This is a genomic window from Azorhizobium oxalatiphilum (assembly GCF_014635325.1).
In the GTDB taxonomy this organism is placed as follows: Bacteria; Pseudomonadota; Alphaproteobacteria; order Rhizobiales; family Xanthobacteraceae; genus Azorhizobium; species Azorhizobium oxalatiphilum.
On sequence record NZ_BMCT01000007.1, the window covers coordinates 274,951 to 297,514 of the forward strand.

The following is a 22,564-nucleotide window of genomic DNA, read 5'->3' on the forward strand; positions in this document are numbered from 1 at the left end:
ACCCCACCACCCGCAATGGTCCCCACCCGAGGACAGCTCAAAAAACGGCGGCCCCGAGAGAGACCGCCATTCGTTCAATGGGAGGTGACTGCGGCCCCCCAGCCACAGCCACCTCCGGCGACATTAATGTCGCATACACAGCCACAGCTACCGCACCGGGGCCAACGCTTTCTTCCCATTTTGCGCAGGAGGCACCGCCCAAAATTGGGTGCATCGCGGTCCGGTGCCCGGAGCGTGGGCTTAGCCGGGAGCCGTTGCTCAATTTGACGGCATTGGGGTAGGTGTTTCGGGAGGTTATTATACTTTTGCGCGTGAATCCTAGTTGTGACAATCTTTGATTGTATAGATGCCGCAATGCAAGCGTGGTCGCTGCCGCGCGCGGATCCCCCCGCCCGGTGCCGGGCATAAAAAAATCCCGCGCCGGAGGGGCGCGGGATGGGAATGCGGAGGGCCGTGAGCCGGCCCCTGTATCAGGGGCCGAAGTCGCGATCAGACCGGTGCGATGACGAGGCGGATGTCCTCGCCGTCCAGCGTGTCCGAGGTGATGCCTTCGGCGTCCTTGGCGAACTCGACGGAAAGGTCGAGGTTCGCGGTCAGCGTATCGCGCTGGATGGTCTCGCGATGGGTCTCCAGCGCCGCCTTCAGCGCCCCATGCACCTGCGCGGACACATGGATGCGGGCCGTCACCTCCAGATCGGCGTCCTTGCGGGCGCTCTGGATCAGGCGGACCACGTCGCGCGCCCAGCCCTCGGCGCGCAGCGCGTCGGTGACTTCCGTGTCGAGCATCACCGCGCCGAGGCCCTGGGAGAAGGCCGCCACCGCCACGCCCTCGGGCGCGCGGATGCGCAGCTCGAACTCGTCCGGCTCCAGCACCAGTCCGCCGATCTCCAGCTTGCCGTCGTCGCGCAGCGTCCAGTCGCCGGAGCGCTGGGCGGCGAACACCGCCTTCATGGCGGCGCCGTACTTGCGGCCGAGCGAGGGCTCCACCTTCACGTCGCGGGTGGCGATGGCGGAGATGTTGGTGATGAACTCCAGCTGCTTCACGTTCACTTCCGCCGCGATGACGTCGGTGAAGGGCACCAGCTCGGCGCTGTCGGCATGGGCGACCACCAGCTTGGAGAGCGGCAGGCGCACGCGCAGGCGCCGCTCCTCGCGCAGCGCCAGCACCGCCGAGCACACGTCGCGGGCCAGATCCATGCGGCGCACGAGGTCGTGGTCCTCGGGCAGGGTTGCCAGCTCGGGCCAGTCGCTCAGATGCACGGACGGTTCGCCGGTGAGGCTGGTGTAGATCTTCTCGGTCACGAACGGCAGCAGCGGCGCCAGCGTGCGGCAGATCACGGTCAGCGCCGTATAGAGTGTGTCGTAGGCGGCCTGCTTGTCGCCCGCATTCTCCGCCGCGTCCGACCAGAAGGCCTGGCGACGGTTGCGGATGTACCAGTTGTTCAGCGCGTCGATGACCGGCGTCACCTGCGCATAGGCGCCGGGGATGTCGAACGCATCGAGCCGCCCCTGCACCGCTTCCACCATCTCGCGCACCTTGGCGAGGATGTAGCGGTCGAGCACGTTGGTGCTGGCGGTATCCACCTTCGCCTTCACGCCATCGATGTTGGCGTACATGGTGAAGAAGGCATAGGCGTTCCACAGCCGCAGGATCACCGGGCGGGTGGCCTTGCCGATGTCCTTGCCGTCCTTGGCCATGGCGAGATCGCCGCCGACCATGAGGGGCGAGGACATCATGTACCAGCGCAGCGCATCCGCGCCGTACTGGTCGAACACCTCCACCGGGTCGGGATAGTTCTTCAGGCGCTTGGAGAGCTTCTGGTTGTCCTCGTCCAGCACCACGCCGTGGCAGACGCAGTTGCGGAACGGCGCGCGGTCGAACAGCGCGGTGGAGAGCACCATCAGCGTGTAGAACCAGCCGCGCGTCTGCGCGACATATTCCACGATGAAGTCGCCGGGGAAGTTCTCCTCGAAGCGGTCCTGATTCTCGAACGGATAGTGCTGCTGGGCGAACGGCATGGAGCCGCTCTCGAACCAGCAGTCGAGCACATCCGGCACCCGGCGCATGGTGGAGCGCCCGGTCGGGTCATCGGGATTGGGCCGGGTCAGGGTGTCGATGAAGGGGCGGTGCAGGTTCTCCACCGGCACGCCGAAATCCTTCTCCAGCTCGGCCAGCGAGCCGTAGACATCGGTGCGCGGATAGTTCGGGTCATCGCTCTGCCACACCGGGATCGGCGCGCCCCAGAAGCGGTTGCGCGAGACGTTCCAGTCGCGGGCATTCTCCAGCCACTTGCCGAAGGCGCCATCCCGCACGTGCGAGGGCGTCCAGTTGATGCCCTTGTTCAGTTCGCTCATGCGATCCTTGAACTGGGTCACGGCCACGTACCAGCCGTTGATGGCCTTGTAGATCAGCGGCTCGTCGGTGCGCCAGCAGTGCGGATAGGAGTGGAGCACCTGCTCGTGGCGCACGACGGTGCCGTCGCGCCGCTCCTTCAGCGCCTTGATGACGCTGGGCGTGCCTTCATAGATGACGTTCTGGCCGACGAAATCGGGCACCTGCGACGTGAAGCGGCCGGCCTCGTCCACCGGCACCACCACCGGGATGTCGGCGGCGCGGCAGGCGGCCATGTCCTCTTCACCGAAGCCGGGCGCCATGTGCACGATGCCGGTGCCGTCCTCGGTGGAGACGAAGGCTCCGCCAAGCACGCGGAAGGCGTTCTCGGTGTCGGCGAAATAGGGGAACATGGGCTCGTAGGTGCGGCCCACGAGGTCGCTGCCCTTGCCGCGCCACACCACTTCGGCGTCGGGGAATTCGCGCTTGTAGGTCTCGACCGCGGCCTCAGCCATGATCCAGGTCTCGCCGTCCTTGGCGAGGCCGACGTAATCGATCTCCGGCCCCACCGCGAGGGCGAGGTTGGAGGGCAGGGTCCACGGGGTCGTCGTCCAGGCGAGGATGCGCAGCGGGCCGGCATCGCCCGGGCGGGCTTCCAGGCGGAAGGCCACCGTCAGCGCCGGGTCGGCGCGTTCGCGGTAGGAATTGTCGAGCCGGGTCTCGAAGTTGGAGAGCGGCGACTGCACGGCCCAGCTGTAGGGCACGACGCGATAGCCCTCATAGACCAGCCCCTTGTCCCAGAGCGTCTTGAAGGCCCAGATCACGCTTTCCATGAACGAGGTGTCCATGGTGCGGTAGGCGTTGTCGAAGCTCACCCAGCGGGCGGCGCGGTCCACATACCACTTCCACTCCTGCGTGTAGCGCTGGACGGACTTGGCGCAGGCGTCGTTGAACTTGTCGATGCCGTATTCGATGATGGCGGTGCGGCCGAAGACCTGGAGTTCCTTCTCCACCTCCAGCTCGGCGGGCAGGCCGTGGCAATCCCAGCCGAAGCGCCGCTCCACATGGCGGCCCTTCATGGCGTGATAGCGCGGCACGATGTCCTTCACGAAGGCCGTCGCGATATGGCCATAGTGCGGGAGGCCGTTGGCGAAGGGCGGGCCATCGTAGAAGACGAATTCGTTGGAGCTGCCGTCCGGATTGGTCTTCGGACGCGCCGCAACCTGGGCCTCGAACGTGCCCTGCGCTTTCCAGTACTCCAGAACCTCCTGCTCGATCTTCGGGAAGCTCGGGGACGGATCTGCGCTGGGATAGAGCTTGGCGGCTTCGTGTTTCATGAGGCGTTATTCCAGGGGCGTCATCGCTTTGGGAACAGGCGATAGCCGGTTCCGCCGCCTTTCGGAACTAAAAAAAATGCGGGGCTGGCTTGCCCTTGGCGAGACGGCGTGCCTTGGCGCGGTCATTGCCGCGCTCATGGCGCAGGACCATATCCCGCGCGCGGAGCGCCCCCGGAAGGCACGGGCCGCCGGCCGGTCGCCATGGCTTACTGCCTGCTCAGTTTGTCGCAGCCGGCAATGAGCTGTTGCGCGCCGGGAGCATAAGCGCAAACCTGAGGTTGAGCGCATAAGGCGGCTCCAACGACAGAAGCGTGCAGATGAAAGCCGTGGTCCTGGGAGCCGCCGCCGGCGGCGGATATCCGCAATGGAATTGCCGATGCGCGGTCTGTGCCCTCGCCTGGGACCGGGATCCCCGTGCCCCATGGCGAACCCAGTCCAGCCTCGCGGTGACGCTCGATGGCGACAGCTGGGTGGTGCTGAACGCTTCCCCCGATCTGGGCAGCCAGATCCGGGCGACCGATGCTCTGCATCCGCGCCAGCCCCGGCATTCGCCGATCCGGGCCGTCCTTCTCAGCGGCGCCGAGATCGATCAGGTGGCCGGGCTGCTCCATATGCGGGAGGGCGCGCCGTTCGACCTGATCGCGCTCGCCCCGGCGCTGGCGGCGGTTGAGGCCAATCCCATGTTCGCGGCGGTGCCGGCCCGGCCCGTGGCCGCGACCGGCGCCATCGCGCTGCCGGGCGGCCTTGAGGCGGAGCTGTTTCCCGTCGCCGGGAAGGTGCCTCTGTATCTGGAGGGGGCCGCGCCGCAGCTTCAGTCCGAAGCGGGCGAGGCGGCGGGCATCCGGATCAGCGGCGGCGGGCGCTCACTGCTCTATGTGCCCGGCTGCGCCGCCGTGACCGACAGCCTGCAGGCGCAGGCGGAACGGGCGGATGCGGTGTTCTTTGACGGCACCCTGTTCACCGACGACGAGATGCTGCGCGCCGGCATCGGCATCAAGACCGCACGGCGGATGGGGCATCTGCCCATGACGGGGCCGGGCGGCTCGCTGTCCTGGCTCGCCGGCCTGCCGGCGCAGCGGAAAATCTATGTCCACATCAACAATACAAATCCGGCTTTGATCGCGGGCTCCCCGGAGCGCCTCCAGATCGAAGCCACCGGGGTGGAAGTGGCTCAAGATGGCATGGAGGTCGAGCTGTGAGTGCTTTGCTGTCGCCTGAAGGTCTGGAGCAGCGTCTGCGCGATGTGGGCGCGCAGCGCTATCATGACAAGCATCCGTTTCACGTGCGCCTGCACGCGGGTGGCTGCACGAGGGGAGAGGTGCAGGCCTGGGCCCTCAACCGCTACACCTATCAGGCCCATATTCCGGTGAAGGACGCCGCCCTCATCGCCCGCACCGGCTCGTCCGATCTCAGGCGCGCATGGCGCCAGCGGCTGGTGGATCACGACGGCGCGGAGGCGGGGGAGGGCGGCGTCGAGCGCTGGCTGCGGCTGTGCGAGAGCCTCGGCCTGGAGCGGGCGGACGTGCTCGCCTTTCGCGGCGTGCTGCCGGCGACGCGTTTCGCCGTGGATGCCTATGTGAATTTCGTGCGCGAGCGCTCGCTGCTGGAGGCGGTGGCCTCTTCCCTGACCGAGCTGTTCTCGCCGACCATCATTCGCAATCGCGTGGCGGGCATGCTGGCGAACTATGATTTCGTCAGCCCCGAGAGCCTCGCCTATTTCAGCGCCCGTCCCGAACAGGCCCGGCGCGACGTGGAGGTGGCGCTCGCCTATGTCACGGCCAACGCCCGCACACCGGCGGAGCAGGAGGCGGTGATCGCCGCGCTCGAGTTCAAGTGCGACATGCTGTGGGCCATGCTGGACGCGTTGCAGCATGCCTATGTGGAGCCCGGCCACATCCCGCCCGGCGCCTTCGTGCCCGAAGGGTGAGGGGGAAGTTTCATGCGCGGGCACGGGCAATGCGAATTGCCCGTGCGGCGACCGGGGCATACGCTGTGTCCCGACGATCCCGCTCCACATGATGCCGAGCCAGGGAGAAGCCAAATGGGCGGAAAAGCGTTTCCCTTCGCGCTGCGCCGGGGGCTGGTGCTGCTTCTGATGACGGCTGCGGGCATGGGACGTGCCGGCGCCATCGATCTGCCGGTGAATGATTACCCGACGGCGGCGCGCGCCGATTATGTGTTCGGCTGCATGGCCGCGAACGGCCAGAACCGAATCGCGCTCGAGCGGTGCTCCTGCTCCATCGACATCATCGCCTCCGTGCTGCCCTACGCGGACTATGAGGAAGCCGAGACCATCATGTCGGTGCGCCAGCGGGGCGGGGAGAGTACGGGCATGTTTCTCAGCATGCCGCTGATGCGCGAGAAGGTGGCCCGCCTGAAGCGCGCGCAGATCGAGGGCGAGTTGCGCTGCTTCTAGAGCATGCCCGGCTTTGATTGCCTCCCGGCCTATCCGAAAGCCTTAAACAGGTATCGTTTGGGTAGGGTTTCAGAGCCCGCGACGGCGCTCCACCACGATAGATCCGGCATTAGAATCGGCCTCCGACAGCGCCCGCAGATTCTGGAGAGCCATTCGTGCCAGTGCCCTCACAAGCAGCCACGCTTTCCATCATCATCTGCACGCACGACCGGCCGGACCTGCTCGCAACCTGCCTCGAGGCCCTGTTCGCGAATCACCGTCATGCGGCATGGCCTGAGGTCATTGTCGTCGACAGCGCATCGGGCGCCCCTGCGCGGGCCAGGATCGAGGACATGGCGCGGCGATTTCCGGGTGTGACGCTCGTGCGCGAGTTCATGGCCGGGCTGTCCCGCGCCCGGAATGCCGGACTCGCGAAAGCCGCGGGACAGTGGGTGGCGTATCTCGATGACGACACCATACCCGCACCGGACTGGATCCCCCGGGCGCTGGAATTGACGGCGTCGGTGCCGGACGATTGCGCGATCATCGCTGGTGCGGTGCATCCTCATGCCGCAAACGCCCGAATCAGGTCGCTGCCGCCGCGCTGGCGCCAGCTGCTTTCGATCATCGAACTGGAAGGGCAGGGGGACCGCACCGAAGCGCCTTCCATGTGTGGCGCCAACGTCCTGTTTCGCAGGAGCGAACTCCTGGCCGTCGGCGGTTTCCCCGAGACGCTGGGGCGCGTGGGCACCAACCTGCTAAGCGGAGAAGAAAAATTCATCGAGCAGCTGCTTATCGGCAAAGGAAAGCGGCTCTGGTACTCGGATCGCCTGCGCGTCGATCACCAGATCGCGCCGACCCGGCTGCAATGGGGATGGGTGACGTCGCGGGCCTATTGGGAAGGCGCAAGCGATGCGCAGATCGCGAAGCTGCTGGGGCGTCCGATACCCGCCATGGCGCTTCTGAAAGCGGCGATCGGAGCAGGCGCATATGGGCTGGCCCATGCTGTTCCCCGCCGCCAGACCGAGCAGGCGCTGCGGTTCTGGTACAACATCGGGCTGCTGGCGCATCACCTCCGCATTCTGGGTGCCCCCTCACCGCAGGCGGCGCCTGTGAGCCCGGTCAAGCAATGAAATGCAAAAATCGTGCAGGGACATGGACTTGGAGGTCGCGTAAAAACGAGCCGGTTACGGCTTTTCCCCCTCCACCCTCCCCCGCAAGCGGGAGAGGGAACCGGTTGTGCCGGATCACGGTGGCGCGCCTGAAGTCCAGACGGGGAGAGCCCTCTCCCGCTTGCGGGGGAGGGGTGGGAAGGGGGCAATCGAGGCCGGGACGAGAGAGGCGATCAGCTCCGGGAGAGCAAGCCCAAGAGTACGCTCAAGAGTACGCCCAAGCGCAATCCCGAGAGCATTCTCAAACGGACTTTCAGCGATCCGCTGCTGCGGAAGTGGCTCCATAGCTCCGACCGAGAATGCCGACGCTCAATAGACCACCACAGAGCGAATCGACTTGCCCTCGTGCATCAGGTCGAAGCCGTGATTGATCTCTTCCAGCTTGAGCGTGTGGGTGATCAGATCGTCAATATTGATCTTCCCCTCCATGTACCAGTCCACGATCTTCGGCACATCGGTGCGCCCGCGTGCGCCGCCGAAGGCGGTGCCCTTCCAGACCCGGCCCGTGACCAGCTGGAAGGGGCGGGTGGCCACCTCCCGTCCGGCCTCGGCCACGCCGATGATGATCGATTCGCCCCAGCCGCGATGGCAGCATTCCAGCGCCTGACGCATGACATCCACATTGCCGGTGGCATCGAATGAGAAATCCGCGCCGCCGCCGGTGAGATCGACGATCGCCTGCACCACCTTGTCGTTGCCGACCTCTTTCGGATTGACGAAATGGGTCATGCCGAATTTCTCGGCCATGGCGCGCTTGGACGGATTGACGTCGATGCCGACGATCTTGTCCGCCCCCACCATGCGCGCGCCCTGGATGACGTTGAGGCCGATGCCGCCGAGGCCGAATACCGCCACATTGGCGCCGGGCCAGACCTTGGCCGTGTTGATCACCGCACCAATACCGGTGGTCACGCCGCAGCCGATGTAGCAGATCTTGTCGAAGGGGGCGTCCTCCCGCACCTTGGCCACCGCGATCTCGGGCAGCACGGTGAAGTTGGAGAAGGTGGAGCAGCCCATATAGTGGAACACCGTGCCGTTCCCGCCGCCCACGGGCTCGCAGGAGAAGCGCGAAGTGCCGTCGGGCATGACGCCCTGGCCCTGCGTGGCGCGGATGGCGGTGCACAGGTTCGAGCGCCGGGAGAGGCAGGTTTTGCACTGCCGGCACTCCGGCGTGTAGAGCGGAATGACGTGATCGCCCGGCTTCACGGACGTCACGCCGGCCCCTACCTCGCGCACGATGCCCGCCCCCTCATGGCCGAGGATGGCCGGGAACTTGCCTTCCGAATCCAGCCCCGAGAGGGTGTAGGCATCGGTGTGGCAGATGCCGGTGGCCATCACCTCCACAAGCACTTCGCCCGCTTTCGGACCATCGAGGTCTATGGTCTCGATGGTCAGCGGTTTGGCAGCCGCCCAGGCGACTGCGGCACGTGTCTTCATGACTACTCACTCCCCCAACGCTGAAACGCTCCAGAGCATGTCCGGCTTTGACTGCTTCGCGATCAAAGCGACAAGACATTCTCCATCAATGACTTGGAGCGCTTCCGTGTTTCCATGAAACACGGAAGCGCTCTAGGCCGCCAATGCGCCGGATGCCTTGGCGATGTGCGTCGCGATGAAGTCCATGAGCGGGGGAGACAGGCAGTCATAAGGCTCGAGATGCAGCTCGCGCAGGCGGGCGCGCACCGCGTCCTGATTGGCCGGATTGGCGCCGGATTCGATGATGGAGGAGACGAAGGCCGCGAATTCCGGCGGCGACCAGCCGGTCTCCGCCGACAGCTCGGTGTGGATGAAGTCGAGCCCGTAGAAAGGATGGCCCGTATTCTCGATCCGCCCGTGCATGTGCACGCCGCATCCGGTGCAGGCGTAGCGCTGGATGGTGGCTGAGGAATCGACGATCTTCAGCTTGTCGCCATTCTCGACCACGGTGACTTTGTCACGCGGCGCCACGGCGACCATCGAGAAGAAATAACCCTTCGGCTTCCAGCACTTGGTGCAGCCGCAGGCGTGATTGTGGGCCGATTGCGCATCGACGCGGACCTTCACCGGGTGGTCGGTGCATTTGCACACGAGCGTGCCCCCGGCAAAACCGGGAGCTGCGGGCGGAAGGCCGCGGTCGATCGACGGATGAATGGCGATGGTCATGATCTCGTCCTCCCTGGCGTCGGTACGACCGCAGGCGGGGTCGATGACGATCCCGCCTCTGGTCATCCGTTGCTTTGCACATGCCTCTGATGGGTCATGTTCCGCAGACAGTGTTGTGCCATTCGCAGGGCAATGCTTGCTCCACAGGGAAGTGAAACTTGCGTGTGCGGGAAGACATTTGTCCGATCGGGCACAAGGAAATCGTTCCTTGCGGTTGGCGGGCGATGTATGTTGGCAGTCTTCGAAGCTGCGATGGTCGAGCGCCAATGACCCTACCGATCGTATCGCTGAATACAGCCCGGACGCCGGCTTCGCAGCGTCCCGAATATTGGGCGGGGGCGTTGGCCACGCTGTGCGGGCCCGTGCATGCGGAGGCGCTCGGCGGCGCGACCCTCGACGGCCGGATCGATTATGCGAGCATCCAGCGGCTGCGTCTCTGCCATATCGAGGCCAGCGGCCACCGGATCATGCACGCCGCCGCCCCGGCGGGGGGCGGCGATGCGGTGGTGAAAGTGGTCTTCCAGACCTGCGGAACCTCGGTCTTCGAACAGGATGCGCACCGGTTCATCATCCGGCCAGGTGATTGTTTCGTCTACGATGTTTCCCAGCCGCACGTGATCACGAGCCTCGCCCCGACGAAGCACAACGTCATCATCATGCCCAGGTCCCTGATGGCGCAGCGGGGCGCGCCGGCCGGGCCGCTCCATGCGCGGCAGGCCTCGGCGCGCGAGGGTGCGGGGCGCCTTGCGCATGATTTCCTCATGTCCGCCTTCACCCAGGCGCCGGCGCTGTCGCCGGGCCTGGAAACGCAGGTGGCGGAAACGCTGCTGGATCTGGCCGTCCTGCCTTTCTTCGCTGCGGCGACGGCCCCCGATGCGGCGGGGCGCGACGGGCTGAGGCAGCGGATCAAGGCGCTGGTGCAGGAGCATCTGGGCGATCCGGAACTCAGCATCGAGCGTATTTCCGCCAGTCTTGGCTGCACGAAACGCTATCTGCACATGAGCTTTGCCGATGAGGGCATGACGATCACCCGCTACATCTGGCAGCAGCGGCTGGAGAAATGCCTCGCGGAGCTGGAGCTTGGGCCAAGGCCGGGACGGTCATTGACCGATATCGCCTTCTCCTGGGGCTTCAACAGCTCCTCGCATTTCGCCCATCTGTTCAAGAAACACTATGGAATTGCGCCTTCGGCAGTGCAAAGACAGGCCGGGCGCGAGGGTTTGCGGATGTTGTCTTTGGCTGCCGAGCCATAGTTACAGGCTCCGCAACCGGGATGAGCCGTTGTTGTGCCCCAGTAAAGGCCGGCATTACACCAAGTCTTCAGGAGCCGCCATGCTCGCCATTGTGATCTCGGTCTGCCTCGTGACCGATCCGGCGGTCTGCCGGAACGAGCGTATCCCGCTGCAGCAGGAAATGTCCGCGTTGCAGTGCATGGTGCAGGCGGGGTTCCAGGTGGCACTCTGGAACGGCGAACACCCCGCATGGCAGGTCGTCCGCTGGCGGTGCAGCACCACCGATGACAAGGATATCTGACGCTCGCCCATGCGGGCGTGCGGAGCGCCGGATCAGGGCGGATCGGGGCGGATCGGCGCGGCCGGACCTGTGGCCCCCACCATCCAAGGCTTTGATAGAATAACCTTTTCGGCTTAAGGGCGGTCTGCCTGAAGCGGCACCATCTGCCGTTCCGCCTGAGGCTTGGGCGCGCCCTGAAAGCCGCGGTAGATGAAATCGCTGCGGTGGGAGGCGGCTTCGGCCTCCGCGAGCGCCACGATCTGCTTGTGCAACGGCGACAGCGAGCAGGCCGGATCGGTGGCGGATGCATCGCCCGCCAGCGCCATGGCCTGGCAGCGGCAACCACCGAAATCCAGATCCTTGCGGGCGCAGCTGCGGCAGGGCTCCTGCATCCAGTCCGTGCCGCGAAAGGCGTTGAACGCCGCGCCATGATACCAGATGTCGGAGAGGCTGCGCTCCTGCACCGTATCGAAGGCGAGGCCCGGAATGGTCTGCGCCGCATGGCAGGGCAGGGCCACGCCGGCCGGGCTGATGTTCATGAGCCGCGCGCCCCAGCCGCCCATGCAGGCCTTCGGGTAACGGGCATAGTAATCGGGCAGGACGCAATCGATGACGAGACGGCCGGCCGTGCGGGCGCGCGCCTCCTCTACATCGGCCATGGCGCGCTCGACCTGCTGGCGCGTGGGCATCAGCCGGGCGCGGTTGACGATGCCCCAGCCGTAATATTGCACATGGGCGATCTCGATGCGGGCCGCGCCCCAGTCTTCGGCGAGTTGCACGAAGTCCTTGGTCTGGTGTGCGTTTTCCCGATGGATCACGGCGTTCACCGTGAGCCGCAGCCCGAGCCGCGCGATGTCGGCGGCCACCATGTGCTTGCGCTGCCAGGCGCCGGCATAGCCGCCGACACGGTCGCAGGTTTCCGCATCCATGGCCTGTATGGACAGCTGGATGTGGTCGAGACCCGCTTCGGCCACCGCATCGAGCGCGGCGGGCTGAAAGCCCACGCCGGAGGTGATCATGTTGGTGTAGAGGCCGACGTCGCGCGCATGGGCGACCAGTTCGGCGATATCCGGCCGCAGCATGGGCTCGCCGCCGGAGAAATAGACGTGCAGGATGCCCAGCGCCGCCGCCTCGTCCAGCAGCCGTTTCCAGACGGCGGTGGGAAGCTCGCGGTCGCGCCGGTCCAGTTCCAGCGGATTGGAGCAATAGGGGCAGCGCAGGGCGCAGCGATGCGTCAGTTCCGCCAGCAGGCCCATGGGCGGCGGCGGCAAGGGATGCGTGCTGGCAGGCCGGTTCAGGGTTTCGGCACGGCTCACAGATCAATCATCCTCTGGCCGGCCAGATCCCGCAGAAACGCCATCACATCGGCGGCGATCTCCGCTGGATCGGCCTCGAATTTCCCAGCCAGATCCTGCGCGATGGCCTCCACGCTGCGCGTGCCATCGATGAGCCGCAGGATCTCCGCCGCTGTATCGTCCGGCTCGAACACCCGCTCGGGGCCGAGCAGGAACCATTGCTGACGGCTCTCGTCGAAGCGCAGGCGAACGCCGCGCGGCAGCGCCGGAACGATGGAGGCAAGGCCGCTGGCGGCGAGATCGACGCTCATGGTGTCGGCGCGTTCCTGTGGGATGTCGGCTGATGGGGTGTCGGCTGAAGTGCCGGCGCCTCCATGCAGCACCGGGATGCGGGTGTGAGCAAAACGTTGGGACGCCTCACTCCGCCGCCCGTGCGTGCCTGGCGGGCACCCGCTGGAACATGTGTGTCTGGCGGATGTGTCTGCCGGACCGAAGGCCCGCTCACGCCCCGCCTGCCGGCAGCTGGCGCGCGCCCGCACGAGGCGCAGGCTTCACGTCGCGGCTGGCTTCACGCAGTTGCCGCCTTCACGTCGTGGCGGGGTTCATGCCGTGGCCGGCTTCACACGGTGGCCAGCTTCACACGGCGGTTGTCGCTTCACGGGCCACCTCTGCACGGGCTCCGGATGTTCCGGCCCCCGACGCACAGACGCCGAAGATGAAGCGACAGGAGCGCGATCACGGCTGGGCGCACCACAGGGGCAGACACATCCGCGACGCGCATCTGCCCCTCAGGGCACCGACGATGGAACCACCGATAAGAGCCCGCCATTTTGGCGAGGGCCACGCGTCAGGGCAGGAGTTCAGAACTCCGCCGGCGCGTAGGACGTAACTTCGCAGCCGACCGCCACTTCGGTGATCATGGGTTTTTTCCATTTGCGCATGACTGGTTTCTCCGAACCGGTGAATGCTTTCTGGCATGACGCCTGACCCGCGCAGGGCGGCGTCCGCAAGCAGTAAAACTCTGCACCTGCACATGGGCGCTGTCAACGAATTGCAGTCGGAAACTGGAGATGAGCCTGACTTTCGTAAATAAATGCATGCAATGTAAAAGTTTCTGACATCATGTATTTCAGGGTGCATTGCAGCGCAATGTTGAGGCACTGCAAAATAAGTCGTTTATGAAGACTGTTTTCGGGGATGATCACATTTTTTCTTAGAAGAGGTACTTGGATGGCGAATTATGTCTTTGTTGTATCTTGTTTGGCGTCGAAAGTTGGCCTACCTCTCTAAGCGTCCAGCCGACTGATGTGCCCATGTCCGTATGCGTTGCATGGGCGGCAACCTGGAAGTCCTAAGCAACGGGTTGCGTTGATAGGCCGGCTGCGACCATTGGAATGCTCTATAAAATAAGACAAAATGCCAGGAGGATCGCCATGGGCAAGTTTTTCCTGTCGGCAGCTTTGTTGACATCTGTCGCCTTGTCGACGCCAGCTTGGGCCAATCCGGATCTGATCAAGAAGATTGCAGATCCCAACCAGTGGGCGATCCAGACCGGCGACTATGCCAACACGCGCTATTCGAAGCTCGATCAGATCAACCGCGACAACGTCAAGAACCTGAAGGTGGCATGGACCTTCTCCACCGGCGTCCTGCGCGGACATGAGGGTTCGCCCTTGGTGATCGGCAGCACAATGTATGTGCACACGCCCTTCCCCAATGTGGTCTATGCGCTGGACCTGAACCAGGAAGGCCGGATCATCTGGAAGTATGAGCCGAAGCAGGATTCGTCCGTCATTCCGGTGATGTGCTGCGACACGGTCTATCGCGGCGTCGCCTATGCGGATGACGTGATCTACCTGCATCAGGCCGACACCACCGTCGTGGCGCTCGACGCCAAGACCGGCAAGGAAATCTGGAAGCAGGTCAATGGCGACCCCAAGAAGGGCGAGACCAATACCGCTACCGTGCTTCCGGTCAAGGACAAGCTGATCGTCGGCGTATCAGGGGCCGAGTTCGGCGTGCGCGGCCATGTCACCGCCTACGACCTGAAGACCGGCAAGCGGATCTGGCGGGCCTATTCCACCGGGCCCGACAATGAGATGCTTATTGATCCGGAGAATACCAAGACGCTCGGCAAGCCGGTCGGCAAGGATTCGTCCCTGAAGACCTGGACCGGCGACCAGTGGAAGATCGGCGGCGGCACCACATGGGGCTGGTATTCCTACGACCCGGAAACCAACCTCGTCTATTACGGCACCGGCAATCCCTCCACCTGGAACCCGGCCCAGCGCGCGGGACCGGACGGCAAGCCCATCGACCAGAAATGGACCATGGCCATCATCGCCCGCGACGCGGACACGGGCGTGGCGAAATGGGCCTATCAGATGACGCCGTTCGACGAGTGGGACTATGACGGCGTCAACGAGATGATCCTGGCGGACATTCCCATCAACGGGCAGACCCGCAAGGCTCTGGTGCATTTCGACCGCAACGGGCTCGGCTACACGCTGGACCGCGTGACCGGCGAACTGCTCGTGGCGCAGAAATACGATCCGGTGGTCAACTGGACGACCGGCGTGGTCATGGACAAGGACAGCCCCCAGTACGGCCGCCCGCAGGTCGTCCCGGCCATGTCCACGTTCAGGAACGGCGAGGACAAGAACACGAAGGGCGTCTGCCCCTCGGCGCTCGGCACCAAGGACCAGCAGCCGGCGGCCTTCTCGCCGCGCACCAATCTGTTCTACGTGCCCACCAACCACGTCTGCATGGACTATGAGCCGTTCCGCGTTTCCTACACGGCCGGCCAGCCCTATGTGGGCGCAACCCTGTCCATGTTCCCGGCACCGGGGAGCCACGGCGGCATGGGCAATTTCGTTGCCTGGGACGCCGCGCAGGGCAAGATCGCCTGGTCACTGCCGGAGAAGTTCTCCGTCTGGTCGGGTGCGCTGGCCACCGGTGGCGGTGTCGTCTTCTACGGCACGCTGGAAGGCTATCTGAAGGCGGTGGATGAGAAGGATGGCAAGGAGCTGTACCGCTTCAAGACGCCCTCCGGCATCATCGGCAACGTCATGACCTACACGCACGGCGGCAAGCAGTATGTGGCTGTGCTGTCCGGCGTGGGCGGGTGGGCCGGCATCGGCCTCGCCGCCGGCCTGACCAATCCCAATGACGGCCTCGGCGCGGTGGGCGGCTATGCGGCCCTGCGCGACTACACCGCCCTCGGCGGTACCTTGACCGTCTTCACCCTGCCCTGACCGGAGGGTTGGGCGATGGCCGGCGTGCCGCCAAGGCGGTGGCGCCGGCCTTTGCAGGTCCGCGCGCGGAAGCTGCGGACGGGTGCCACGTAACGTTTCCGGAGATGATCACGTGCGAAGGATTGGCGTTTCTCGTACGGCCATGGGCCTTGCCTTGGCCTTTGCCCCGGTCTTCGTCTTCATGGCGGCGGGCCCCGGCGCCTCGCAGGATAAACCCCCGCAGAACCAGCCAGCCAAGGATACGCCCGCCAAAGACGCTTCGGGCAAAGACGCGTCGGCCAAGAGCGCGGCAGGAAAGACCGAAGAGGATGGCAAGTGGCTGGATGCCGACGGCAACCCGACCTACAACATCTCGGCCGACGGCAAGGTGGACTGGTACACCTATTCCGGCTTCCGCCGGTATCATTCCGAATGCCACGTCTGCCACGGTCCCGAGGGCGAAGGCTCGACCTATGCGCCGGGGCTCATCAATTCCCTGAAGACCATCACCTATCCGGAATTTCAGGAAGTCGTCGCCAGCGGGCGCACGGTGACGCGCCCGGACAAGACCAGCGTGATGCCGGCGCTCGGCGATAACGTCAACGTCATGTGCTACCTCGATGACATCTACGTCTATCTCAAAGCCCGCGCCGATGGCGCGCTCCCGCGCGGCCAGCGCCCCCAGCGCGGCGTGGAAAAGCCCGAGACGGCCATCCAGAATGAAAAAAGCTGTTTGGGATTGTAGCATGCTGCGGCACCTGAAACACGCACGGGCCGGCACGGGCCGGATGGCGCACGCTTTGCGTTGGCTGCTGGGCGGAGCCGCCGTGCTGTGCCTTGCGGGCGCGGCCGGCGCGGCGGAGAATCGCGCCGATCTGGTGAACCGCGAGGTGCTCCGGGTCTGCAGCGATCCGGCCAATATGCCCTTCTCCAACGAGGCCGGGCGGGGGTTCGAGAACAAGATCGCCGAACTGGTGGCGGCCGAGCTCAAGATCCCGGTGGAATATACGTGGTTCCCGCAGGCCACGGGCTTCCTGCGCAACACGCTGTTCGCCAAGCGCTGTGATCTGGTGATGGGCTACGTGCAGGGGGATGAGCTTGTGCTCAATACAAACCCCTACTACCGCTCGGCCTATGTGCTGGTCCACCGCAAGGGGCAGGGGCTCGACGGCGTGGATACGCTGGGCGACGAGCGGCTGAAAACCAGAAGCCTCGGCATCGTCGCCGGCACGCCGCCGGCCACCATCATGGCCATGCTCGGGCTCATGGAGAAGGCCACGCCCTATCCGCTGATGGTGGACCGCCGCTACGAATCCCCCGCCGAGCGGATGATCGCGGATATCCGCGCGGGGAAGATCGATGCGGGGGTGCTGTGGGGGCCGATCGGCGGCTATTTCGCCGACACGCCCGGCGAGGAGCTGGTGGTGACGCCGCTGGTGAAGGAAGCCACCGGGCCGCGCATGGCCTACCGGATCACTTTCGGCATCCGCCAGCGGGAGGATGAGTGGAAGCATGTGCTGAACGACATCATCGCCCGCCGGCAGGCGGACATCGATGCGATCCTCATCCAGTATCACGTGCCGCTGCTGGACGAGGACATGAAGCCCATCACCGCTCCCCGGCGGTGAGCATGGGACGAGCGGCGCCGTCATAGGCGCGCTGTGTGTCCGGGTTGCGCCGTTTCCACAAAAGCGACGTCCTGCCCGCGCTTGTCCCCCAAGTCGGACATTGCCGACTTCGGCTTCCAACGTGACTTTGGCTTCCAACGTGCGGAAGCCGGAAGCATCCGCCTTTGGCTTCCAATTTGCGGAAGTCGGAAACATCCGACTTCCGGGCATCCACGTCAGACCGATGGTGGACGCCGTGAGACCGGACGGACCCCCGCCGCTCTCCCCATTTGCGACGCTTCACCGAACCACGTGGAGGCCCGGATCACGTCCCGGCCTGACGATGCGCACAAGGGAGCAGGGCGCGGGCCGCCGTCGCCAATCCACCCTCAGTCCTTCATCAGTCCCCGGATGTCGCGGGCCAGCTGGAAGGCGCGCTGTTCGATCTCCACGGGGATCTCGCAGGCATAGGGGAGCGCATCCTGCCGCTCGGCGAAGAAGCGCGTGTCCCATTTGTAGCGGTCCTCGGCCGCCTTCAGCTCGGCGCGGGACTTGTCGTCGGTGGCATTTTTCGCCTGCAACTGGCCGAGGGTCACGCCCTGCGCCTCGATCCGCTGGGACAGTTCCCGCTGCCGGCGCTGAAAGCGCTCGATCCCGGAAATGACCGCGGCGCGATCCTCATTGATGCTCTTCAGAACCCCGGCGAACAGCAGCTTCAGCTTCTCGTCCCGCGTGGTCTCCGGCTGGGTGCCGGCCCATGTCTCCAGCGCCGCGCTGGCCTTCTCGGCCGGCGTGGCGCGGCTGATGAGGAGCCGGATCAGGCGGCCCATCTCCGCATCGTCCTGAAAGCCGGTGAGCCCCTCCACATCGGGGCCATCCCACATCTGCGCCGCCGTGAGGGTCACGACCTTGCGCTGGATGCAGGGCCATTCCGGCGTCTCCGCATGCCCCGGCAGGGGCATCAGCGCCGCGAGGGCGCACAGGGGCCAGAGCGCCGCGCGAAGCAGGCTGTGTCCGGGCAGAAAGTGTTTTGTCCGCCTCATGCCGCGCCTCCGGGGGCACCGCGCCGGCCCAGCAATCCCTTGGAGGGATCATAGGCATAGAGGGCTCCGGCGAGGAAGATGGTCAGAAAGCCAAGCACAGCCGCCAGCGAGACGGGGTCGAGCTGCCCATAGAGGGCAAAGCGGATCAGTTCCACCGCATAGGTGAAGGGATTGAACCGGCAGATCTCGTAGAGCAGCGGGCTCGCCTCCCTGATGCGCCACAGCGGGTAGAGCGCGGAGGAGGCGAAGAACATGGGGAAGATGACGAAGTTCATCACGCCCGCGAAGTTCTCCAGCTGGCGGATGACGGACGAGATGAACAGCGCCAGCGCCCCCAGCATCAGGCCGGAGAGAAACAGCGCGGGCAGCACGGTGAGATAGCCGATGGGCGGCGGCTCGATCTCCCAGGCGTAGGCGATCAGCAGAAACACATAAACCTGCAGAAAGGCCACGAACACGCCGCCGACGAGCTTCGAAACGAGAAGGAACCAGCGCGGGAAAGGGCTGATGAGCAGGGTGCGCATGGCGCCGGTCTCGCGGTCATAGACCATGGAGAGGGACGACTGCATGGCGTTGAACAGCAGGATCATCCCGATCAGGCCGGGCGTGACGAAGACCTCGTAGAGCACGTAGGTCTCGTACGGCGGGATGATGGAGACGCCGAGCACCTGCCGGAAGCCGGCGGCGAAGATGAAGAGCCAGACGAGGGGCCGTACCAGCGCCGAGAGGAAGCGCTCCTTCTGGTGCACGAAACGCAGGATCTCGCGCCAGACGATGCCGTTGAAGCAGGCCAGCCAGGCCGAAAATCCCCAGCGGGCGGGAAGCGCCTGCCGGGTGAGGGCGCTATCCATGGCGCTCCTCCTCCTGTCGCGTCTCCTCTTGCCGGCCCTCCTGTTGCCGCTTGCCGCCGGCGGATGCGGCATCGGCGGCGCGGATCAGCGCCGTGAAGGCATCGCGGATGGTGGCGGCGCCGGTGCGCGCCAGGAGATCGTTGTGGCCGCCGCCGAACAGAACCCGGCCCCGGTGCAGGACCACGATGCGATCGGTGGGCGCGATCTCGTCGATCAGATGGGTCGCCCACAAGATGCAGAGGCCCTCGCGCGCCACCAGATCGCGCACCAGCGCGATGATGCTCTCGCGTGCCTCCATGTCGAGCCCGACGGTGGCCTCGTCCAGCAGCAGCAGGCGCGGTCCGTGCAGCAGGGCGCGCGCGATCTCCACCCGCCGCGCCTGCCCGCCGGAGAGCGCGCGCACCTTGTCGTGCGCCTTGTGCGCGAGGCCGACCATGCGCAGCAGGTCCATGGCGCGCGCCTTGGCCGCTCCGGACCGGTAGCCGTGCAGTGCGCCATGATAGGTGAGGTTCTGCAGGGCGCTGAGATCGGCGTCCAGCGTCCGGCTCTGGAACACGACGCCCATCTGGCGCAGGGCCGCCGAGGGCGCCCGGCGCACGTCATGGCCGAACACGCGGATTTCGCCGCTCACATTGTCGTAGAGGCGGGTGATGAGCGCGAACAGGGTGGATTTGCCGGCCCCGTTCTGGCCGAGCAGGGCCGTGAACGATCCGGCGGCCAGCTCCAGCGACACGTCCACCAGCGCGGGCCTGTCACCGAAGGCGTGACCCACGCCGGCAATGGAGAGTGCGGGCGGGGCGGGGACGCTCACTTGACGATGAACCGCCCGGCCATGCCCTTGTCCGCGAGTCCGCTGCAGGACCAGGCATATTCGCCGGGCCGGATGGGTACGAAGAAGATCTCCGCCTCGCCCTCGCGCTCCATCTCGATCTCGTAGATGTGGCTCGCCTTGATCTCCACCTTCTGGACCTCGACCTTGCGCAGCCAGATGAAGTTGGTGAATTCGGGTGCGATCCAGGCGCATTCCTTGGCGCCGGTGGACTTCAGCTTCAGCACATAGCCCTTGCCGGTCTGGAGGTTGAAATCCTTCTGGGAGACGCCGTAGCCGGCCTGGCCTAGCCCGAGCTCGAGCACGGGCAGCCGTTCGACCTTCTGCGCGAGATAGCCCTCCGCATGGGCCTGCCCCGCCATGAGTGTCGGAACCAGCGCCAGCATCAGCGATACGGCGGCGAGATGGATCTTCATGTGTGCCTCCCCCGGAGTGTGCGGCTTTTCGCCTGTGATTGACTGGATGCTCAGAACGGGGCGACCACCACCCCCCAGGGATAGCGCCCCACCTTCACCGATTTGGTCACGCGCAGCTTCTCCACATCGATGATGGAGACGTCGTTCGAGGTGCCGTTGGTGGTGAAGAGCTGCTTCTCGTCCGGCGTGAAGGCCAGTTGCCAGACCCGCTGGCCCACCAGCAGATAGCGCTCCACCTTGAGGGTGGCGACATCCACCACGGCCACGCGATTGGCCGGCCCCAGCGCGATGAAGGCCCGCTTGCCGTCCCTGGTGATGCGCACGCCCACGGGCTGGATGGCATCGGCATTGACGCCGTTGATCTGGAACGACACCTTGCCGATGGGCTGGCGGGTCTGCACGTCGATGACGCTGACCGTGCCGCCGATCTCCGAACTGACCCAGACCTGCGATCCATCCGGGGTGAATTCCGCATAGCGGGGGCGGGCATCCACCAGCACGTGATCCGTGGTCTGGTTGGTGGCGGTGTCGATGAAATGCGCCATGTTGGTGGTTTCGGAGGTGTTGACGAGCACGGTCCCGGCCGGGTTGATCCCCATGCCCTCCGGCTCGACGCCGACGGAGATCTCGGTCAACACCTTGCCGCTGTCGATATCCACCACGGTGACGATGTTGTCGTCCTCATTGGCGATATAGAGCGGATTGCCGGTGGGGTGCAGGACGAACAGCTCGGGGTCGGGGCCGGACGGCAGGTTCTTGATGAACTCCAGCGTCCGGGCGTTGAACACCTGCACCGTATTGTCGTCGCTGGCGCAGATGAGCAGCCACTCGCCATTCTTGGCCAGCGTGATGCCGCGCGGGCGCTGGCCGACCTTGATGGTCTTCGTCACCGTCATGGTGGTGCCGTCGATGACGCTGACCGTATTGTCCTTCTCGTTGGTCACATAGGCCGTGAAGGCATCGGCGGTGGCCGTGCTCAGGAGAAGGGCGGCGCAGGCAGCAAGTCTGGACAGCATGATCTTCAGCTCCCGACACTCCGGTGGATACCAAGGACGCCATTCATTTCGCGGCAGGGCCGGCGCGTGCCGGCAGCCTGCATTTCGTTTCCGGCCGATCGATCCCGAGCGTGTCGAGTTCGGAGAACTGGTGCAGGAAGCCCGGCTGGGGCGAAACCGTCACCGGAAGCTTCGGGGTTCCGAGCAGGATCGGTTCGCGCAGCTGGCCGTTCCAGTCCCGGAAGGTCAGCTTCTGCCCCTTGAAGCCGGCCACCTCGAATTCAGGGGAGCGCAGGCGCGCGGCAATGGCGGAGAAGTCGGTGGCGCGGGTGCGCGCGGCGGCTTCCCCGAGGCTGCGCACCGCGAGCCAGACGTCGTAATCCTGCGGGCGCATGGTGCGGCCGGCGGAGCGCGCGAAGCGGTTCTGGAACTGGGTGGCGCCCCACTGCTCCAGCGCGGGATGCCAGCTTGCGGGGGTGAGGCCCTGCGTGCCCGCCACCGGGCGCGCGTCCCAGGTGCGGAAGGGCAGATATTCGCCGAACTGCCCGGCCTCGTCGGCGACCACCACCACATCGTGGGCGGCCGCATTCTGCGTGAACAAGGGGATCTGCTGCTGGATCTGCTCGTGGCCGCCATCGGCGCGCCGGGAGCCGGTCTCCACCGGGAAGGCGCGGTCCTCCACGATGCGCGCGCCGAAGCGCGTGGCGGCCCGCCGCATCGCAGCCGCGAACGCCATGTCCTCGGGCTGCGGCCCGACGATGAGGAACCAGCGCCGCCATTGCTTCCAGACCAGATACTGCGCCAGTGCATCGGCGAGCATGGTGCGTGAGGGGCCGGTGTGGAGCACGTTGGCGCGGCAGTCCTCCTCGCGCAGGTTCTCGTCCGGCGCGCCGGCATTGAACAGCAGCGCATCCTGCCCCTTCAGCGCGTCGGCCAGCATCAGGACGGTGCGCGGCTGAACCGCGAGAACCAGGAAACGCTGCCCCTGCGCCACGCGCTTCTGAGCCTCCGCCACCAGCACGTCGGGTGCCGCGTCCGCGAGCACGTCGAGGCGGAACTGCTGGTTGAGGAAGCGCCCCGTATTGTTGTTGTCGGCGATGGCGAGCTTGGCGCCGGCGAGACCCTCGTCCTGCGGCGGGATGTCGAGCAAGGACAGCGGTGCGGGTTTGGCTGCCGTCTCGCGGATGAGCAGGATGTCAATGATGCCCGGCGGGGTCGCAGGCGGGGATTGCGCATGGGCGCCTGACGGCCCGCCCATGAGCCATGGCACGCCCACCGCAAGAGCGATGGCCAACGCACATACTGCCCTTGATCGGTGAATGCGGCGGCGGGCCTCGCATTCCTCCATGCGCACTCCCAGGCGGCCAACTGACCGCTCTCTTATTATCGTTAAAGGCTGCGCTCT

General features: G+C 65.6%; 20 protein-coding genes and 1 pseudogene. 9 read left to right on the forward strand and 12 right to left on the reverse strand.

Features of this window, described 5'->3' with window-relative positions:
• Positions 1-489: 489 nt before the first annotated feature.
• Positions 490-3,669 (reverse strand): isoleucine--tRNA ligase, encoded by a 3,180-nt coding sequence (ileS, locus tag IEW24_RS21530; RefSeq protein WP_188582512.1) that lies wholly within the window; start codon positions 3,667-3,669, stop codon positions 490-492.
• Between the two features lie 317 nt (positions 3,670-3,986).
• Between ileS and pqqB the strand changes: the two genes are divergently transcribed.
• From pqqB to IEW24_RS21550, 4 genes and pseudogenes are all read left to right on the forward strand, one after another.
• Positions 3,987-4,868, forward strand: a complete 882-nt coding sequence (gene pqqB, locus IEW24_RS21535; RefSeq protein WP_188582514.1) for a pyrroloquinoline quinone biosynthesis protein PqqB — start codon at positions 3,987-3,989, stop codon at positions 4,866-4,868.
• Positions 4,865-5,587, forward strand: a pseudogene (gene pqqC / locus IEW24_RS21540) (pyrroloquinoline-quinone synthase PqqC); the annotation flags it as partial. The gene pqqB and the pseudogene pqqC, both read left to right, overlap by 4 nt.
• Before the next feature lie 123 nt (positions 5,588-5,710).
• Complete coding sequence (locus IEW24_RS21545) at positions 5,711-6,085, forward strand: hypothetical protein (RefSeq protein ID WP_210324268.1); 375 nt, start codon at positions 5,711-5,713, stop codon at positions 6,083-6,085.
• A 155-nt stretch (positions 6,086-6,240) separates the two neighbouring features.
• Positions 6,241-7,197, forward strand: coding sequence for a glycosyltransferase family 2 protein (locus IEW24_RS21550; RefSeq protein WP_188582518.1), 957 nt, complete (start codon positions 6,241-6,243; stop codon positions 7,195-7,197).
• A gap of 348 nt (positions 7,198-7,545) precedes the next feature.
• Here the strand turns inward: IEW24_RS21550 and IEW24_RS21555 are convergent, their stop codons facing one another.
• Both IEW24_RS21555 and gfa read right to left on the reverse strand, forming a co-directional pair.
• Positions 7,546-8,673: an S-(hydroxymethyl)glutathione dehydrogenase/class III alcohol dehydrogenase gene (locus IEW24_RS21555; protein ID WP_188582519.1), complete on the reverse strand. Its 1,128-nt coding sequence runs from the start codon at positions 8,671-8,673 to the stop codon at positions 7,546-7,548.
• 132 nt (positions 8,674-8,805) lie between these two features.
• Positions 8,806-9,378: an S-(hydroxymethyl)glutathione synthase gene (gfa, locus tag IEW24_RS21560; RefSeq protein WP_188582677.1), complete on the reverse strand. Its 573-nt coding sequence runs from the start codon at positions 9,376-9,378 to the stop codon at positions 8,806-8,808.
• A 266-nt stretch (positions 9,379-9,644) separates the two neighbouring features.
• Between gfa and IEW24_RS21565 the strand changes: the two genes are divergently transcribed.
• Complete coding sequence (locus IEW24_RS21565; protein WP_188582520.1) at positions 9,645-10,631, forward strand: AraC-like ligand-binding domain-containing protein; 987 nt, start codon at positions 9,645-9,647, stop codon at positions 10,629-10,631.
• A 79-nt stretch (positions 10,632-10,710) separates the two neighbouring features.
• A complete protein-coding gene (locus tag IEW24_RS21570) occupies positions 10,711-10,911 on the forward strand; it encodes a hypothetical protein (protein ID WP_188582522.1) in 201 nt (66 codons plus the stop codon).
• Between the two features lie 113 nt (positions 10,912-11,024).
• Here IEW24_RS21570 and pqqE read toward each other — a convergent pair whose 3' ends face one another.
• From pqqE to pqqA, 3 genes are all read right to left on the reverse strand, one after another.
• A complete protein-coding gene (gene pqqE / locus IEW24_RS21575) occupies positions 11,025-12,146 on the reverse strand; it encodes a pyrroloquinoline quinone biosynthesis protein PqqE (protein ID WP_188582679.1) in 1,122 nt (373 codons plus the stop codon).
• 56 nt (positions 12,147-12,202) lie between these two features.
• Positions 12,203-12,496, reverse strand: coding sequence for a pyrroloquinoline quinone biosynthesis peptide chaperone PqqD (gene pqqD / locus IEW24_RS21580; RefSeq protein WP_188582524.1), 294 nt, complete (start codon positions 12,494-12,496; stop codon positions 12,203-12,205).
• Positions 12,497-13,045: 549 nt separating this feature from the next.
• Complete coding sequence (gene pqqA / locus IEW24_RS29125; protein ID WP_188582681.1) at positions 13,046-13,126, reverse strand: pyrroloquinoline quinone precursor peptide PqqA; 81 nt, start codon at positions 13,124-13,126, stop codon at positions 13,046-13,048.
• A gap of 492 nt (positions 13,127-13,618) precedes the next feature.
• Here pqqA and IEW24_RS21590 point away from each other — a divergent pair, with 492 nt between their 5' ends.
• The 3 genes from IEW24_RS21590 (at position 13,619) to IEW24_RS21600 (ending at position 17,046) form a co-directional block, all read left to right on the forward strand.
• The gene (locus tag IEW24_RS21590) at positions 13,619-15,439 is read left to right on the forward strand and encodes a methanol/ethanol family PQQ-dependent dehydrogenase (RefSeq protein WP_188582526.1); all 1,821 of its coding nucleotides are present in this window, start codon (positions 13,619-13,621) and stop codon (positions 15,437-15,439) included.
• 181 nt (positions 15,440-15,620) lie between these two features.
• Positions 15,621-16,163, forward strand: a complete 543-nt coding sequence (locus IEW24_RS21595) for a c-type cytochrome, methanol metabolism-related (protein WP_244644587.1) — start codon at positions 15,621-15,623, stop codon at positions 16,161-16,163.
• Position 16,164: 1 nt separating this feature from the next.
• Complete coding sequence (locus tag IEW24_RS21600; protein WP_244644588.1) at positions 16,165-17,046, forward strand: substrate-binding domain-containing protein; 882 nt, start codon at positions 16,165-16,167, stop codon at positions 17,044-17,046.
• A gap of 368 nt (positions 17,047-17,414) precedes the next feature.
• Here IEW24_RS21600 and IEW24_RS21605 read toward each other — a convergent pair whose 3' ends face one another.
• The 6 genes from IEW24_RS21605 to pedA1 are packed head-to-tail and all read right to left on the reverse strand — an operon-like array spanning position 17,415 to position 22,417.
• Entirely contained in the window at positions 17,415-18,068 is a 654-nt protein-coding gene (locus tag IEW24_RS21605; protein WP_188582528.1) for a hypothetical protein, read from the reverse strand.
• Entirely contained in the window at positions 18,065-18,919 is an 855-nt protein-coding gene (pedC, locus tag IEW24_RS21610; protein ID WP_188582530.1) for a lanthanide ABC transporter permease protein PedC, read from the reverse strand. Before pedC ends, IEW24_RS21605 begins: the two co-directional genes overlap by 4 nt.
• Positions 18,912-19,730: a lanthanide ABC transporter ATP-binding protein PedB/LutE gene (gene pedB / locus IEW24_RS21615; RefSeq protein WP_188582532.1), complete on the reverse strand. Its 819-nt coding sequence runs from the start codon at positions 19,728-19,730 to the stop codon at positions 18,912-18,914. The genes pedC and pedB overlap by 8 nt, the downstream gene beginning before the upstream one ends.
• Positions 19,727-20,164, reverse strand: a complete 438-nt coding sequence (locus tag IEW24_RS21620) for a cupredoxin domain-containing protein (protein ID WP_188582534.1) — start codon at positions 20,162-20,164, stop codon at positions 19,727-19,729. Before IEW24_RS21620 ends, pedB begins: the two co-directional genes overlap by 4 nt.
• A 50-nt stretch (positions 20,165-20,214) precedes the next feature.
• Entirely contained in the window at positions 20,215-21,180 is a 966-nt protein-coding gene (locus IEW24_RS21625) for a YVTN family beta-propeller repeat protein (protein WP_188582535.1), read from the reverse strand.
• A gap of 43 nt (positions 21,181-21,223) precedes the next feature.
• The gene (gene pedA1 / locus IEW24_RS21630; RefSeq protein ID WP_373870114.1) at positions 21,224-22,417 is read right to left on the reverse strand and encodes a lanthanide ABC transporter ABC transporter substrate-binding protein PedA1; all 1,194 of its coding nucleotides are present in this window, start codon (positions 22,415-22,417) and stop codon (positions 21,224-21,226) included.
• Positions 22,418-22,564: the final 147 nt, after the last annotated feature.